The following is a 13522-nucleotide window of genomic DNA, read 5'->3' on the forward strand; positions in this document are numbered from 1 at the left end:
ATTGAACGAGGCCAGGCAGGACAAAGTCTTTCTACAGAACATGCCAGCTTGGATATCAAGAACGCGCTCGCTCGCGCACTCGTCTTACAAGCTCGAGCAGCGCGCACAGGCGATCCGCAGGCTGCATTTCGTTCAAGCTATCTTAGTGCCGTTATGAGCGTTGCTGCGAATCTGCATGATCGTGCACAGATGGAGTCAGGCGAACTTATCCTTAGCGAGATCCCGTTTAATTTCAGGGTGATGATGTTGCAGGTATACCAGGAGTTTTTGCCTCGTTTAGAGCGCAGAGCGATCTCTGCCAACATTCATTTTGATCCGAACCTCCCTGCATTTGCGGTTGGCGACCCAGAGAAACTAAAGCGAATTGTGCGAAATGCGTTTAAACGAGCACTTCTTCAAGCGCGTGTTGATTCGTTTACTGTTCGAGCACAGTATCGGCCCGATACACGAACTGGCCCAAGATTTTTACTAGAACTCGTTACCAGTGGAAAAGCAGATGCTGGTAGCGGTATTAGTCAGTCAGGAGACGGGCGGAAGGAGCCTGAGAAGGGCCCAACGCCAATGCTTGAGATGCTTTGTTACATCATGGGCGCGCGCTGGGTTTTTTCGATGGGCCTGGATGGAGAGTTGAAACAAAGCCTTAGCGTTGCGCTGCCAACCGTCGATGCGCCGGCGAACTCTTTACTCGATTTAAATGAGTACAGTGCGTTAAAGCACTTGCACGTACTCGTCTATGATCTCCCAGACCAGGCAAAAAGTGTAATTGCTCGGAGTCTGAAAGGGCTGGTCAGTCGAATCGATTATGCGAGCAATATGGTCAAGCTCAAAGAGCAAATAGGTAAATCCGCCGGCTTACCGCATCTTGTGATCGTATCGGACATGGTAGAACGTATGTCGAGCAAGGAGTTTGTGGCTGATTTACGTCGAAGTCTTTCAGGGGGAGTGCAGCTTATGGTTGTGAGCGAAAGCCCTCAGATAGGTGATGGTCAGCACTACATAGACATAGGTGTACAGGCGTTCGTTTCGCGAGCAAATTTCTCAAAATATGGCATGTTGATCATCAATTATCTTACACAATACGCTCGGCGATTGGGTGAGCTACCCAATCTCGTAACGCGTTATACCGTGCTAGATTACTATGGTGTGAACGAGGATTATTCTTTACCGCAAGACCTGAGCTCTGCCCCTAGAGGTTCGGTTTTATTAGTCGCTGAAGAGCTGGTTTGCATCGAATACACGCGCCTTAACTGTGTGCACCATGGTATGCAACTTGTTCATTACTCATCGGCCTTTGAGGCCTTAGACGCATTCCGACAGGAGGCATTCGATGTGGTGCTAGTTGACGATCAATTTGCAGATGTGGATACGTTGACGATCATCCAGATGATGCGGCAAATCGAGTCGCGACGAACATCTTCCAAACGCGTACCGATTATTGCGCTCGGGTCGGCGGAAGAGGATGATAAGGACACATATTTGCGTGTTGGCGCTACAAGTGTCGTTAATAAATATACCATTGATGGAAGTTTAGGGGCGGTTTTTACTAACTACATCAACAAGCCGTAACGGGTACTTTTTATCATTGCGTTTTTCTACCTTGGTGCTAAATTGAAATTGAAAACAATAACTAACTAAGACAAGGGAGTGAATATGGTTGCACGCGCATACATTCGGCATCCCTCTGATATGCCAATCGAGTTGGCTCAAGTAAAGGCGCAGGACGTCTTATGCAGCACCACTAAGGATATAAGTGTTGGCGGACTAAGCTTTGCGTCACGAAGGCCTTATGAAATCGGGTCAGGGGTTAAGATCCGTATTCCCGTCACAACGCCTGCTTTTGAGGCAAAAGCTAAAGTTATATGGTGTCTTGTCTCTGCGGATGGATATGAAGTTGGCGTTGAGTTTAACGAGGTTGAAGACGCTTACCGGGCACGGATGGTCGAGCAGATATGCCACATTGAGCATTACCGACTTTGGGTAAAAGAAGTCGAAGGTCGTGAAATTGATTCTGAGCACGCTGCCAAGGAGTGGATTGGTAAATTTGCTGAAGAGTTCCCGGCTCTCTGTTAGTTAGGTCACGAATACCTAGTCATTCACATGGACTATGAGGGCTCAATATTTGGCCTAAGATACCTTGCTAACCTTAATGATGTGCGCAGTTTTCTGTTCTACCTGCCACTCTATTTCCAGATCAAAAATCCGCATTCTGTAAGTCCGCTCTTTGTTTGCTTGATGGTAGGCCGGTCGCGGATCCTGTTTGATGAGCTCTTCTATAAAACGATCAAGTTGCTTGCACTCGTCCAGCCTAGGATGGTTTCTAATGACGTCTTCCGCTTCGGATGCAAACGCGACGTCTAATACCGGCTCGGGTGCCGCATCTGCAAAGCCGCAGCTAGGGTGAGTCGGTCGGTCGCTATACTCTACATAAGGTTTAATATCGTAAATTGGAGTGCCATCGAGGAGGTCAGGGCACGAAATAACAAGACTTACAGAGCCATTGTCGATCTTTATGGCTTGAAGTTCTACCAAAGACAGGCCAAGAGAGTTTGGTCTAAACGAAGAGCGAGTGCTGAATACACCAATGGATTGGTTTCCTCCCAGGCGAGGGGGTCGTACGCTTGGTTTAAATTGGTCTCTAATGTTCTTGTGAAAGCCGAACTGTAGCCATAGATGGCTAAAACCTTCGAGCCCAGTAAACGCATCTGGATTGTCGTATGGCGGGTTAAAGGTCAGCAATGCTTCTGCATATCTTATAAGCACCGACTGACGCGGAATTCCAAACTTCTCTTTGAATGGGGTGTGGACGGTCGCAATCGGTGTAATGTTCATTGTTGTTCTGAAGAGAGAACCATCTCAATTTTAAAGGTAATCGAAGGGGAGAACTTCCAGTTATCTTCTTTTGGATAATAAATTTCCGGAATCATTTCGTAGAATAACCATTCTTTATGCATTTTTCGGCGGTAAATTGCATGCGCGAAATAGCCCGTCGCTTGCACTTCAGGTTGCGTTTCACCAAGTATACCTATCTGGTAGTTGATTGCTCGCTTTGAATCGATTTCCCGTAGGAAGGAAAGTGTGTTGGCCAGTTCCCATCGTCGAGTTTTATGGTCATATCGCCCATCAGACGTCTGTCGGAACACAAACCAAGGACTGTTTCTTTGAGCGGTTACATTCAGCTGAGTTCCCCATCCCTCGCTGTGAAAGTAGTAGAGGCTGTCATAGCTTGATAGCTCCCAATCTTTGTTGATCGCATATTTTGCGTTTAGACGATAACGCCAGAATGGATCGATTGGCTGCCCGAACTTCACGCCAACCCCGGTGCTGGTATTGATGTGACGCTTTTTGTTAAGCTCAAAATCAAGCGCGCCAACCGCCGAGTCATTGAGATTTTTCTGGTCCTTGTTTGAACCTTGAGGACGCTTCTGTTCCCCAATAGTTTGTTCTTCCGGCGGCTCGCTCTCGAGAACTATGCGGAGTTTTTCTTTCAGGGTCGGCAGGTCCAGACGAAATTTTACTTTTGGATCGAAATAGCTCGTTCCGCCTTTGATCTGTTGGAACTCGAAACCGAGCTTGAGGAAGCTCCCGTTAGATTTTCGAATCGCATCGTCGCCGGCGAAGAATCCGTCGAGCTGGGCACCTGTGTCGCCGACCACTTTACCCCAGTAGTTTCGCGTATCTATAAGCCAGGCAAGTGTCGATGAATGCGGTGGTTTTTCATCTGTATCAGCGGGTAAATGCGGTATATTGATCTCGGCAAAGCTGTTTTCATCCGCGAAGCTTAACGAACTGGCTAAGGTGAAAAGGCAAAATAAGAGAACAAAACGAGGATTATAAAAAGTTACAGTGCTTGCGAATCCTTTGAGCGTGTTCATCCAATTTCGCACGTTTCGTTTGAATCCCAAATAGTCCGGTGATATGTAAAACCAGTTTAGGCAAGTTTCTAAGAAAGTCATGTTTCGATCGCGGGATCACATGTAAATGGATATGTGGCACGGTCTGATTCGCTTGCCGGCCGTCATTCAGTAACAAGTTGCTATCCCCTTCGCCAAATCCTGCTTTCGCGGCGCTTGCCATAACGATTGCGCCAAGCTCAAACAAACGGCGCTGCATATCGGAGGAAAGGTCATTGAGATATTGCTCATGTTTTTTAGGTATGACCAGTGTATGCCCCGGTGTCAGAGGATATGCGTCCATGATGATGAGAAAATCCTCATCTTCGTAGAGGGTACTCACAGGTAATTTTCCTGAGAGTATCTGACAGAAAACGCACTTTGTTTTCTTGAATATCATTGTAATTTACTGGACGCGGCTTCAGAAACTGCATCTGAGAGTTCCCATTCGTCTTGTTTTTCGGATGGGATGGCATACTCCTCAGACGCCCATGCACCAAGGTCTATTTGCTTACAGCGCTCACCACAAAACGGACGATAGCTATTTTCTTCAATCCACTGGACTGGCTCGGCACAATTTGGGCAATTAACGATTAATGGATTTTTCATTTTGGATGTTGACAGAGCTCAAGATAGTAACGGTGTTTCAATTCTACCATGTGCTGGAGGTGTGCTTCATTATCATCGTTGAGAATTATATCGTCAGCGTGTTTTTGTTTTGCCTCTCTTGGCATTTGCGCTGCAATAATTTTTTCAATGCTGTCAATACTGACGTTGTCGCGCTTGGTGGCTCGCTCAATCTGCAGCTCTTTTGGCGCATCAATCAGTAATGTTCTTGAGCAGAGCTTGTGCTGGTCGGTTTCGAATAAAAGCGGGGATACTAGGATTGCGTAAGGCGACTCTGCATTTGAAATCTGGCGGATAATCTCGGAGCGAATGATTGGGTGAAGTAGTGCTTCAAGCCAGCGCTTAGCATTCGTGTCGCTAAATATAATTGCCCTGAGCTTAGTGCGATCGAGTCCTCCGAACTCATTTAGAATATCCGCGCCGAATTGCTTAGCGATTGTCGCTAAAGCGGGCTTGCCTGGTTCAACGACTTCGCGAGCGACAAGGTCTGCGTCGACGACATGAATTCCAAGCTTCTCAAAGTGGGCGCTCGCAGCGCTTTTTCCGCTGCCAATTCCGCCAGTTAAACCGATTATTAGCATTGAATAGTTGCCATGCTTCGCTAAAGGGGTTTGTGAAAGTAGATGTCGATAGCGAGTCGCTGTAGGTTAAACATCATGCCCGTTACCCGAGCCAAACGCGCTTAATTTCGTTGCCCCAAACTAGTGCGACCCAACCTGCGACCGCTAAGTAGGGGCCAAACGGCATCGGTTTGTTTTTGTCTCGTCCTTGTATCAGCATCGCGCCTAGTCCATAAAGAGCTCCGACAACAGAAGACAGTAGTACAATGATGGGCAGCATCTCCCATCCGAGCCATGCGCCGAGTGCGGCGAGTAGTTTAAAGTCACCATAGCCCATTCCTTCTTTGCCAGTAAGTAACTTAAATAGCCAGTATATCGACCAAAGAACAAGGTAACCAAAAACCGCTCCAAAAAAAGCACTTTCGAAACTAGTAATCAGCTCGAAGTAGTTAACAATAAGGCCAAGCCACATCAAAGGTAGCGTTATGTTGTCTGGCAATAGCTGGGTATCTGCATCGATCATGGTCAGTGCAATAAGAGCCCAAGTAAACAGAAGTAAAGCAAGTCCGGCGTAAGATGCACCAAATGCGATGGCGATAGCCAAGCACATCAAGCCACTAGTGAGCTCGACAAGAGGGTAGCGAATGCTGATTCCCGTTTTGCAGCCGCTGCACTTTCCGCGAAGAAATAGGTAGCTGATGATGGGGATGTTTTCCCAAGCTCTTATCGCATGCCCGCATTTAGGGCAGGTTGAGTTTGGTGTTGAAAGGGTTAGGTTTTCAAGTTTTGGGGGCTCGAGTTCTAAAAACTCAGAAGCCTGTAACTTCCATTCCTGTTCAAGCATCTTTGGCAGGCGGTGTATAACCACATTTAGAAAACTGCCTACGAGTAGACCGAGGACTAGGAAACTGGAGTAGAGTAAAAAAGGGGTTTGGTTGAGAGTGGTAAAAAATTCTTGCATCGTTAGGTCAGTCGCTTGCCATATTCAAAGAGAAATTAATACTCATAATAAAAAAGGCAAAGCGCTTGCTTTGCCTTTTGATTACGCTCGAAGAGGTTAAACCACAGCGCCCATTTGGAATATAGGGAGGTACATCGCGATGATCAAGCCGCCGACTAGAACCCCAAGAACCGCCATAATCATAGGCTCCATAAGGGTGGTCATGTTGTCAACTAGATTGTCTACTTCTTCCTCAAAGTGCTCGGCCACTTTGTCGAGCATGCTGTCTAATGCACCGGACTCCTCACCAATCGCGACCATCTGAACGGCCATGGTTGGGAATACCTCTGTTTGCTTCATTGAGTACTGGAGCTGCGTTCCTGAGCTAACCTCATCACGAATTGTATGTACCGCGTTGCGGTGAACAACGTTTCCCGTAGCACCGGCTACTGAGTCAAGGGCGTCAACCAATGGGACACCCGCTGCGAATGTTGTCGAAAGTACTCGGGCAAACCGAGCAACCGCAGACTTGTCGATGATGTTGCCAACGATAGGAATTCTCAGCGTAAAACGATCAACGGCATCTTGAAAAGCTTGGCTTCGTAGCTTGGCCTGCTTAAATGCATACAAAAAGCCGCCGATTCCGGCGATGACGATTAACCACCATTCTTGCATCCACTCAGATATTCCAATCACGAACTGGGTGAAGATCGGAAGTTCGGCGCCAAATCCTCCAAAGAGAGCTTCAAACTGAGGCACCACTTTGATCAGCAAAATTACCGTTACGATGAATGCTACGACCACAACAGATATTGGGTAGGTCATGGCTTTTTTGACTTTTTTCTTAAGGGTTTCTGTTTTTTCCATGTAGGTCGCAACGCGGTCCAGCATGGTCTCGAGGGCACCTGATTGCTCGCCCGAGTTGACGAGGTTTACAAATAGATCATCAAAGTAAGCAGGATGCTTTTTTAATGCGCCTGCAAAGTTATTACCCGCAGCGACGTCATTCTTTATGTCGAGCACCAACTCCCTTAGAGTTGGGTTTTCAACCCCGTCTGCAACAATTTCAAAAGACTGTATTAGGGGGACGCCCGCTTTCATCATGGTCGCTAATTGGCGCACAAATATTGCGATATCAAACGGGGTGATTTTCTTTTTTCCTCCGCCGAAGCTGAAAGAAGGTTTGCGTATGCGCTTCGCATTAATGCCTTGCTTTCGAAGTTGGGCTTTTACGATTGCTTGAGTTTCACCACGCATTTCGCCTTTTACTTTATTGCCTTTGCGGTCGGTGCCTTCCCATTCAAAAGCGATAAGTTTTTTTGTGTTTTCTGCCATGATTATTCCTTCGTTACTCGCTGTACTTCTGCAAGGCTGGTAACGCCCTCAATTGCTTTTAATAATGCAGATTTTCTTAAATCGTTAAACCCTTCCTCATCAGCAGCTTTTGCGATCGCGAGCGAGTCGGCTTCCTGCATAATGAGTTGAGAAATGCTTGGTGTGATCTTGACCACTTCGTAGATACCTACTCTTCCTTTATAGCCGTTATTACACTTATCGCAGCCTTTCGGTTGATAGATTGTGATGCCGGCATCAATTTGATCTTGGGTAAAGCCTTCTTTGAGCAATGTTTCACCAGGTATGTCAATCGGCTCTTTACAGCTGCTGCAAAGGCGTCGTGCCAATCGCTGTGCAATAATAAGTGATACGGATGTTGCGATACTAAACGCCGGTACACCCATGTTGATTAGACGGGTCAGGGTCTCTGGTGCACTGTTAGTGTGCAAGGTTGACATGACCAAGTGACCGGTTTGCGCGGCTTTGATCGCGATAGAGGCGGTCTCTAAATCTCGAATCTCACCAACCATGACAATGTCAGGATCCTGTCGCAAAAAGGAACGAAGTGCTTCCGAGAAGTTAAGGCCGACTTTTGAATTTACGTTAACCTGATTAATACCCTCTAGGTTGATCTCAACAGGATCTTCCGCAGTTGATATATTTAGTTCTGGCGTATTTAGGATGTTCAAGCCGGTATAAAGTGAAACAGTTTTTCCCGATCCGGTAGGGCCGGTCACGAGGATCATACCTTGAGGTTGGTGCAATGCTTCGAGATAAAGTTCTTTCTGAAAGTCTTCATACCCAAGCGCGTCGATACCCATCTTCGCAGAGCTTGGATCGAGAATCCGCAGGACGATCTTTTCACCCCAAAGGGTGGGTAGGGTGTTGACCCGGAAGTCGATGGCCTTCGTTTTAGAGAGTTTCATCTTGATCCGGCCATCTTGCGGCATCCGCCTCTCGGATATGTCCATCTGTGACATGACTTTCAGGCGGGCTGCGATTTTCGGCGCAAGTTTAATGGATGGTTTAGATACTTCATGAAGAATGCCATCAGTACGATAACGAACTCGGTAAGTTTTTTCGTAGGGTTCAAAGTGAAGATCCGAGGCTCCTTGTTTAATCGCATCAAGCAGCATTTTGTTAACGTACTTAACGATCGGAGCGTCGTCGGCCTCGTTGCTGATAGCTTCATCTTCCTTATCTGATGAGCCGTCATCAATATCGATATCTAAATCGGCGTCATCCAGATCGCCCATCGAGTCGTCTTGAGATTCAAGGTACTTGTCGATAGCACTGATCAACTTGTCGTCTTCTACTAATACTGAGTCAACACTCATCCCTGTATGGAATTTAATCTCGTCTACGGCGTTAACGTTTGTTGGATCGGATACGGCGATAAAGAGTCGATTTCCACGCACGTATAGAGGTAGCGCGCGATGCTTGCGGATCAATTTTTCTTCAACGACTTTTTCGGGATACGAGACCTTGAGGAATGCGTTTAGATCAAGAACGGGTAAGCCGAATTCCTCTGCGGCACTAAAAGCGATCGCTTTCGAGTTCGCCAAGTTTTCTGAAACTAAGTGGGTGATCAGAGGTATGTTGTTTTCTATCGCATGCGATTGCGCCTTTAGAGCTGTGTCTTCATCAATAATATGATCAAGAACGAATTTTCGTGCTAGGCCAGTTAGATTGGTTGGCGTATTGGTAGCCATGCGTATGCGTTTCTCTTTGCTGCTTGTGTCTTATTTAAATCGCTGAATTTATATACAAATATAAGTTAGCTAAGTTGTTCTGCTTATAAATGCGAGCAATCGAACTTAACGCATCAGTATTTATATGCAGGAATTTAATTAAAAGTGTAGAGCAAGTTTCGGTTTTTAAAAGGAATTTTAAGGTAGGCGCGGTTTTCCTGTGGTTAAACCGATGCAATGTCGCTCGAAATAAACAGATAGTGACAAAATTTGACACTTTTGTATGTCCTTTGTAGGTAGCTGCGAGGAGTTAGCTCGTTCGAGTGAAAGCTATAAAAGCGAGGTAAGTCATTGTTGAATAAGCAAAACAAATTATTTTCTTGCGCTTGGCACGACCTCTGCTAGTGTTAGGTTAGACGCGCTTAACAAAGCTCACGTTCAAAGATGAGCTCACTTAGCGAAACGTCGGAGGCAGTTTTCTTCGACACAAAAGTTAAGCAAAGCGAGCGGTCTTTATATTTAATCAGCGGAGATTTAAAGAATGAAAAACATGCACTCTATGAAGAAAGCAGCACAACAAGGTTTTACCCTTATTGAATTGATGATCGTAGTTGCGATTATCGGTATTTTGGCAGCAGTCGCGATTCCTGCGTATCAGGATTACACTATTCGTTCACAAACAACTGCGGCGCTTGCGGAAATCACTCCTTTGCGAACGCAGTTCGAAGTTATCGCAAACCAAGGCGAAGCTGTGTCACTTGACCCAGCTGATATTGGCTACATTGGCTCAGCTGGCACGTCTTACTGCACGCTAGCTGTAACTCAGCCAACAGCAACGGTTGAAGGACAGATTACGTGTACTCTTCAGAACGTGAACGTTTCGATTCTTGGCCAGACGATTACGCTTAACCGAAGTATTGATGGTGACTGGCGTTGTACTATCCCTGCCGCAATGGATGCTAAGTACCGTCCAGGTGAGTGTACAGAAAGTTAATCCGATCTAAAGGATTAGAAAAGGGCCCTGACGGGCCCTTTTTTTTAGAGTAGTTATTATGATTCTCCAAAAAGCGATCTTCGTTTTAAGCTTTATCGCCTTTTTATTCTTATCATTATCTCAGTTCTTTTTCAGTATCTCTGATTCTTTTTATGATAGTCAGCGTTTAGCACAAGCGATGTTACTCTGCTGTGTCGGGGTTTTGTTTTGTTTTAGTGCTAGATCGTTTGAACAATTTACTAGAGCCGATTCGCCTCTGTTGTTGCCCCGAATATTTTCTATGATGGCGTTAGTGATTGGCTTTGGGTGCATATCCGCAGTGTTAAGTTCGGATATAGTGAACTCGCTAATGTATGTCACGTTGTTCGCTCTGCTTTTCGTCACCTGTCTATATTTGGCCGTTTTTTTGGATGCGGGTGTTACGTCATTAGTGCTGTGCTTGGTAGTTGTGTTTCATTCTGGTGTTATCATTTATTCAACCTTGTTTCTTGGTTTTGCGGTGTTTCAGGGAGACAGTATTAAAGCGTCGATCGTCTATTTTGGCTTCGACAACATCCGCTTTTTTAATCAGGCGCAGGTTTTCGTTCTCCCTCTGTTAAGTTATTTGTTGACCGTAAAGCGCATAGCCGTTGCCGCACACTTAATTTTGTTCGCAAATCTGATGTTAATGTTCGTTGGTGGTGGTCTTGGTATCGCATTGTGCTGGTCGTTAATGCTGTTCGCGCTGCTCTTTTTTAATAGAAGACTTCTTGTCGGTCTGTTAGTGCATACGTTAGTTGCGTTTGTATCTGCGTATGGGCTGCTTAATGGCTTTCAGCTTGACGAGGCTTCATCTGTGTCTGCCCAGTATTTGAGTGATGGGGGAAGGCTTCCGATATGGTTATCGGTTATTGATCATTTGCAGTGGCGTCATTTGCTTCTAGGCATTGGTCCTGGCCTATATTCAGATCTATCGGGTGTCAGTAGTGTAGGTCATCCTCATAATTTCTTGCTCGAAATGCTATATGAGTGGGGAGCAGTTGCCGTTGCCATCGCTCTGCTGATGGTTGGCTGGACAATGCGTTTGTACTTTGTTCATGTGTATCGTGTCGGTTTTTACTCGCGTAGCGATGCGTTTTTCTTATCCTGGTTGGCGGGATTACTTTATTCTTTAGTATCTGGTGTTCTTGTGATGCCAGTTCCGCAAACCCTAGTATTTGTTTGTTGGGGTATCGTGCTCGGTTCTATCCATCGCGCTCAAGGCAGTAATGACGAGAGTAAAATAGTTTATGGCCTTTCAAACTGTTTGGGGATTAAGGTGTCGGTGCTGTTGTTAAGTTTGATCTATGCTGGAATGGTTGGTTTAAGCGTTGCTGCAATGACCGGTGAAGACGCCTCAACTCAAGGGCCTCGACTATGGCTTGATGGTGATAGATACCTTTGATCCCCCCCCCAAAAAAAAAGTTTTTAATAGTTAGGTTATTTGTTCTCAAAGCGTGTTTTGAGTATTTGTTTCGATGGGGTAGAACAGCCAAGCCTCCGGAAATTCTGTAGAGCTTGGCTGTTTATATCTATTACGTTTTGGGTTTAGCCCTTATTTTACAACAACCATTCCCGCATTCTTCTCTAGGGTACTTTTGCCGATACCTTTGACCTCAGCCAGCTCCTCAATATCATGGAATGGGCCATAGGTTTCGCGGTAATTGATAATTGCCTGCGCTTTTTTCATACCTACTCCTTTTAAGGTCGAAGCAATTGCCTCAGCATCTGCTGTATTGATGTTGACCTGTTGTGCGGAGGCGATGGCGGGCTCTGGCTCGTTGGCATGCGTGAGAGATGCCTGCATAAATAACACTGCAAACACGGCTGCGAAAACGAGAGAAACAAAAGATTTTATATTGAACATATACTGCTCCTTGTAATGTATGTGAGAAAACACATGGAGCAGAGCAGTCCGCTATTGAAACGACTGCGATGTTGTCAGGGATTCCTTCCTCTGACGTTAGTTCTGCATCCATGCACCGAAAATATTATCGATCCCGCCGCGCCTTGTAAACCACGGTGTTTTGAATCTTGAGAGGTATTTGGGTTTAAAAAACGCGATCACTGGTTAGGCAAAACAATTTTGCGATTAGTAGTGCGGCGGTGGTGGCTCCGGCCCATCATTTTCGTCGCTTCCAGACTTCATCTCGTTGAGGCTTTGTTTGAGCAATCTATTCGCAGACCAAAGCTCTTGGATCTCTTTGTCTTGTTTAGTGACCATTGCATTCAGTGTATCAATGGTATCTTCTTGGAAGGCGAGCTTTATCTCGAGGGCTTCAAGCTTTGTCGCTAACTCTTGGTGGTCGGGCATTGTAGATTAACCGTAGGTACATCATAGGGATTAGCTCGACGAATAAAATTCGCCGAAATACTTCTTCGATTGAATCTGAATTATAACGGAGAGGGCAGGCGTTACGGTAGATATTCTTCTCTTACCGTTTGATTTGCGGTGGCAAGCCTTTTGATTAATCGTTTTTGGCGGAAATAGCAGCATGCGTATGTTTTACGGTAACTGCGCTCTGACTATTCTTTTCTGTTTGCTTAGCCGCCACATGTTCGTCACTCGCAACCAAGGGCGTATTTTTTGAGGGCTCAGGTTGAGTGTGAACGTAAAGATAAGAGGCGGCTAAAGCAACGCCTAATGAAGAGTATATGAGGTTTCGAATCGTGAGATCTGCCATAAGAAGTTGTTCTCTTCTGTATGTTTATTTTTTTAGAGCATTAACCTTTATACTGATGATAAATAGTAAACATCTGCACCGCGAACCTATGATCATAAGGTATCTTGTTTTGGCGAGTCCATTAACGTTTTATTGTTTTCCGCATGGTTTTTATTCCCAAATTATCGAAAGGGCCAAGTAAGATGAAGCAGGCGTTGCTCATATTGGGTATTGCACTTATCACCTACGTTTCACTGCAATTTTTTAAGAGCTCTGCGCCAAGTGCGGCGAGAGGTGAGTCTGTGGGTGTCAGGGCGCTTCAGGTCGAAGCGAGAAAGTTGCAACCAACTAATTTCCCCGTTGTCGTCCAATCTTTCGGGACAATTGAGCCTGCGGAAAGTTTCCGCATCCACGCGCTGGTTGCGGGGCAAGTGATCTCAAAATCGGACAAATTTCGGGATGGAAATCGTGTCGATAAGGAAACGGTTCTGCTGCAACTGGATCGCTCTCAGTTTCAAGTGGTGCTAGCGAACGCGCGGGCCGATTATGCGGCTGCGATGCTAGCGCTTGCCGATGAACGTGCTCGAGCCGATCAGGCTGAGAGTGATTGGGCGAAGCGAGGCCCCGACGGTAAAGCGAAAGACTACGTGCTGCGTAAGCCGCATCTCATATCTGCCGAGGCGCGATTGGAGTCTGCAAAAACTGCGGTAGAGATTGCTAGGCAGGATTTAGAGCGAACAGCAGTTAAAGCGGGTTTTGACGGTATTATCCGAAGTGTATCTGTTGATCAGGGCGCGTACGTGA

The 13522-nt window shown here is 46.1% G+C and carries 16 protein-coding genes; 5 read left to right on the plus strand and 11 right to left on the minus strand.

Annotated elements, in window-relative coordinates; genetic code table 11:
- Together A3750_RS18245 and A3750_RS18250 are read left to right on the plus strand one after the other, a co-directional pair.
- A partial coding sequence (locus A3750_RS18245) for a response regulator (protein ID WP_156498716.1) occupies positions 1 to 1566 on the plus strand: 1566 nt, incomplete at its 5' end.
- 84 nt (positions 1567 to 1650) lie between these two features.
- Complete coding sequence (locus tag A3750_RS18250) at positions 1651 to 2070, plus strand: PilZ domain-containing protein (protein ID WP_068457403.1); 420 nt, start codon at positions 1651 to 1653, stop codon at positions 2068 to 2070.
- Between the two features lie 54 nt (positions 2071 to 2124).
- Here A3750_RS18250 and tsaA read toward each other — a convergent pair whose 3' ends face one another.
- From tsaA to pilB, 8 genes are all read right to left on the minus strand, one after another.
- Positions 2125 to 2829 (minus strand): tRNA (N6-threonylcarbamoyladenosine(37)-N6)-methyltransferase TrmO, encoded by a 705-nt coding sequence (gene tsaA / locus A3750_RS18255; protein WP_068457405.1) that lies wholly within the window; start codon positions 2827 to 2829, stop codon positions 2125 to 2127.
- Positions 2826 to 3872, minus strand: coding sequence for a hypothetical protein (locus A3750_RS18260; RefSeq protein WP_068457408.1), 1047 nt, complete (start codon positions 3870 to 3872; stop codon positions 2826 to 2828). Before A3750_RS18260 ends, tsaA begins: the two co-directional genes overlap by 4 nt.
- Positions 3829 to 4290: an HIT family protein gene (locus A3750_RS18265; protein WP_068457411.1), complete on the minus strand. Its 462-nt coding sequence runs from the start codon at positions 4288 to 4290 to the stop codon at positions 3829 to 3831. The genes A3750_RS18260 and A3750_RS18265 overlap by 44 nt, the downstream gene beginning before the upstream one ends.
- On the minus strand, positions 4287 to 4499 hold the full coding sequence (gene yacG / locus A3750_RS18270) for a DNA gyrase inhibitor YacG (RefSeq protein WP_068457413.1): 213 nt from the start codon (positions 4497 to 4499) through the stop codon (positions 4287 to 4289). Before yacG ends, A3750_RS18265 begins: the two co-directional genes overlap by 4 nt.
- Positions 4496 to 5098: a dephospho-CoA kinase gene (coaE, locus tag A3750_RS18275; protein WP_068457417.1), complete on the minus strand. Its 603-nt coding sequence runs from the start codon at positions 5096 to 5098 to the stop codon at positions 4496 to 4498. The genes yacG and coaE overlap by 4 nt, the downstream gene beginning before the upstream one ends.
- An 82-nt stretch (positions 5099 to 5180) precedes the next feature.
- A complete protein-coding gene (locus A3750_RS18280) occupies positions 5181 to 6038 on the minus strand; it encodes an A24 family peptidase (protein ID WP_068457419.1) in 858 nt (285 codons plus the stop codon).
- Positions 6039 to 6134: 96 nt separating this feature from the next.
- Positions 6135 to 7352 carry a type II secretion system F family protein gene (locus A3750_RS18285; protein ID WP_068465887.1) on the minus strand — a complete coding sequence of 406 codons (1218 nt, stop codon included), beginning with the start codon at positions 7350 to 7352 and terminating at the stop codon, positions 6135 to 6137.
- 2 nt (positions 7353 to 7354) lie between these two features.
- On the minus strand, positions 7355 to 9064 hold the full coding sequence (pilB, locus tag A3750_RS18290; RefSeq protein ID WP_068458102.1) for a type IV-A pilus assembly ATPase PilB: 1710 nt from the start codon (positions 9062 to 9064) through the stop codon (positions 7355 to 7357).
- 520 nt (positions 9065 to 9584) lie between these two features.
- On the opposite strand from pilB, the gene A3750_RS26955 reads away from it, so the two are divergent.
- Positions 9585 to 10037, plus strand: coding sequence for a pilin (locus tag A3750_RS26955; RefSeq protein ID WP_197466246.1), 453 nt, complete (start codon positions 9585 to 9587; stop codon positions 10035 to 10037).
- A gap of 349 nt (positions 10038 to 10386) precedes the next feature.
- Positions 10387 to 11460, plus strand: coding sequence for an O-antigen ligase (locus A3750_RS18300; RefSeq protein ID WP_068542955.1), 1074 nt, complete (start codon positions 10387 to 10389; stop codon positions 11458 to 11460).
- Between the two features lie 150 nt (positions 11461 to 11610).
- On the opposite strand, the gene A3750_RS18305 is transcribed toward A3750_RS18300, so the two are convergent.
- The 3 genes from A3750_RS18305 to A3750_RS18315 all read right to left on the minus strand — a co-directional run bounded on the left by A3750_RS18305 (position 11611) and on the right by A3750_RS18315 (position 12739).
- Complete coding sequence (locus A3750_RS18305) at positions 11611 to 11922, minus strand: ComEA family DNA-binding protein (RefSeq protein WP_068454565.1); 312 nt, start codon at positions 11920 to 11922, stop codon at positions 11611 to 11613.
- Positions 11923 to 12147: 225 nt separating this feature from the next.
- Positions 12148 to 12369 carry a SlyX family protein gene (locus tag A3750_RS18310; protein ID WP_068454568.1) on the minus strand — a complete coding sequence of 74 codons (222 nt, stop codon included), beginning with the start codon at positions 12367 to 12369 and terminating at the stop codon, positions 12148 to 12150.
- Between the two features lie 154 nt (positions 12370 to 12523).
- A complete protein-coding gene (locus A3750_RS18315) occupies positions 12524 to 12739 on the minus strand; it encodes a hypothetical protein (RefSeq protein ID WP_068454571.1) in 216 nt (71 codons plus the stop codon).
- 182 nt (positions 12740 to 12921) lie between these two features.
- On the opposite strand from A3750_RS18315, the gene A3750_RS18320 reads away from it, so the two are divergent.
- Positions 12922 to 13522 (plus strand): efflux RND transporter periplasmic adaptor subunit (locus A3750_RS18320; protein ID WP_369819953.1); only part of this gene is annotated, 601 nt, incomplete at its 3' end.

The organism is Oleiphilus sp. HI0079 (assembly GCF_001635105.1).